Annotated in this window: 3 protein-coding genes; all 3 read left to right on the top strand. The window is 39.2% G+C overall.

Translation table 11 applies throughout. The features are described 5' to 3' along the window. On the top strand, positions 1–761 hold a 761-nt coding region (locus tag ELQ35_RS20130), incomplete at its 5' end, for a site-specific integrase (RefSeq protein ID WP_221884991.1). Further along, positions 754–1740, top strand: coding sequence for a tyrosine-type recombinase/integrase (locus tag ELQ35_RS20125; protein ID WP_126866971.1), 987 nt, complete (start codon positions 754–756; stop codon positions 1738–1740). The genes ELQ35_RS20130 and ELQ35_RS20125, both read left to right, overlap by 8 nt. Beyond that, the coding region (locus ELQ35_RS20120; RefSeq protein WP_126866970.1) for a tyrosine-type recombinase/integrase at positions 1727–2515 on the top strand (789 nt) is incomplete at its 3' end. The genes ELQ35_RS20125 and ELQ35_RS20120, both read left to right, overlap by 14 nt.

Below are 2515 nucleotides of genomic sequence, written 5' to 3'. Positions count from 1 at the left end.
ATCTTACATTGATTAACGACTACATTAAAACCTTGGCTGGTTATACTTACAAAACAGTAGAACAAAATATTTGTTCCATACGTACCTTTTTCCGTTTTCTTCTGTATTCAGGAGAAATACAGACTGATTTTGCTTCAAAAACGCCTATGGTTCAGGCAAGAAAACAGACCCGTATTCCATCTGTATGGACAGAGGATGAATTAAAAAAATTAATCGCTGCTATTGACAGAGGGAGTCCAAAGGGCAAAAGAGATTATGCGATTATTTTAATGGCATGTTGCCTCGGTTTGCGGTGTACAGATATTAAAAATTTGAAAATGGAGCACTTCCATTGGGCAGAGAAAAAGCTTGTATTTACACAATCAAAAACGAGACAGCCTTTATCTCTTCCATTAACACCGGAGGTGGGATGGGCAATCATTGATTATCTTAAATACGGTCGTCCTAAAATAAGCAGTCCATATGTATTTGTAAAACACATGGCACCATTTGGTCCCTTTTCAGAAGGAGATCATTTACATCAGTTAATTAAAAGGTACATGGAATTAGCACACCTTCCTACTTTAAAAAAAAGAAGAGGAATGCATTCCCTTAGGCATACCATGGCCAGCATGCTTCTTGAAAAAGATACACCGCTTTCCACTATTTCAGATATCCTTGGCCATGTGGATACAGAGTCAACAGCAGTTTATTTAAAGGTTGACATCAAAAAGCTGAAAGAATGTTCCCTTGATTTTGAGGAGGTGCTGAATCATGAGTGAAATCATTTATGAAGGCCCTTTTAAAAATCATATCCAAAATCATGTGGAACTGAAAAAGGCTATCGGATACAAATACGATACAGATTCACACCATTTAAAACGTTTTGACAGATTTACAATGGAAAAATACCCCCATGCCACTGACCTTACCAAGGAAATCGTATTAGACTGGTGCAGCAAAAAACCTTACGAGGGACAGGCAAATCTATGTTCACGCGCTTCAGTTATCCGTCAGTTTGGGAAATATCTAGATTCAATTGAAGTCAAAGCTTACATTATCCCCAAGGGATATTTTCCTACAGGAGAACAATATATACCCTATATTTATACTGTTGATGAACTAAAAGGTTTTTTTGCCGAAACGGAAAAATGCAAATTCTGTTACGAATGCCCAAACAGACATCTGATTATGCCCGTGTTCTTTCGTATGATTTATATGTGTGGATTGAGGGTATCCGAGGCAAGGCTTCTCAAAGTAGCCGACGTTGACCTTGAAAATGGTATCCTCACCATAAATCATTCCAAAAAGGATAACAGTAGGTTGGTACCCATGTCCGTGTCCCTTACGGAACGTTGTCGCCTTTATTCGAAAGCAGTACATCCTTACCCAAAAGCAGAAGATTATTTTTTTCCGGCGCTTGATGGCAAACCGATGACGGCAGGAAATGTATATAAAAACTTCCGTAGGTTTTTGTGGAATGCGGGAATTTCACATGGTGGAAGAGGATTGGGTCCACGTATTCACGACTTTCGCCATACTTATGCAGTTCATTGCCTGAAAAAATGGACGGAACAGGAAAAGGAATTAACGGCATATCTTCCAGTACTTAAAACGTATATGGGGCACGATTCCTTTGAGGAAACCGCCTATTATCTGCGTCTGACTGCAGATGTGTTTCCAAAAATCACTTTAAAGCTAGAAACTCGGTACCCGGGAATAATCCCTCAATTGGAAGGTTATACCAATGAAACCGACTGATTTTGCGAAGCACCTTACAGAATTCCTTTCGGTTTACCTTCCATCACAGAAAAATGTCAGTAAGAATACAATCCACTCATACCGTGATACGTTTAAACTTTTGATAAAGTACTGCCAGGAAACAAAAAGCATTCCAGCGGAACGAATTACACTAGATATTCTTACAAGCGGACTGCTTACTGGCTTTCTAGAATGGTTGGAAACGGTTAGAAAGTGTAGCATCTCAACCAGAAACCAAAGACTTTCAGCGATCCATTCCTTTTTTCGTTATGTACAGGCTGAAGAACCTTCCGGTCTATTCCATTTTCAAAAGGTAATCGCAATCCCTTCTAAAAAGGCAAATAAAACAGTGGTGGAGCATCTGACACCAGAAGCTATGAAACTACTTCTGGAACAGCCCGACAGGGGCTGTCTGAAAGGCCGCCGTGACCTAACACTAATGAGTGTTCTGTATGATACAGGAGCCAGGGTGCAAGAACTAATTGATATTAAAGTCAGTGATTTAATCCTAGATACGCCGGCAGTGGTTGTATTGACGGGAAAAGGAAATAAGACACGACGTGTTCCCCTTATGAAGAATACCTTATCTTTATTGGAACGCTATATTGTTGAAAACAATCTGGATAAACCATGGAAAAATGAATATCCCCTCTTTACAAACAATCAGAAAAACAAGCTTACCAAGGAAGGGATTGCTTACATTATTTCAAAATATGTTGAATTATCGAGGAAAACATCAACCCTTGTACCTTCGAAAGTGAAACCTCATATGTTT

This window comes from Peribacillus cavernae (assembly GCF_003989135.1).
In the GTDB taxonomy this organism is placed as follows: domain Bacteria; phylum Bacillota; class Bacilli; order Bacillales; family DSM-1321; genus Peribacillus; species Peribacillus cavernae.
This window is presented reverse-complemented; position numbering and strand designations above follow the sequence as displayed.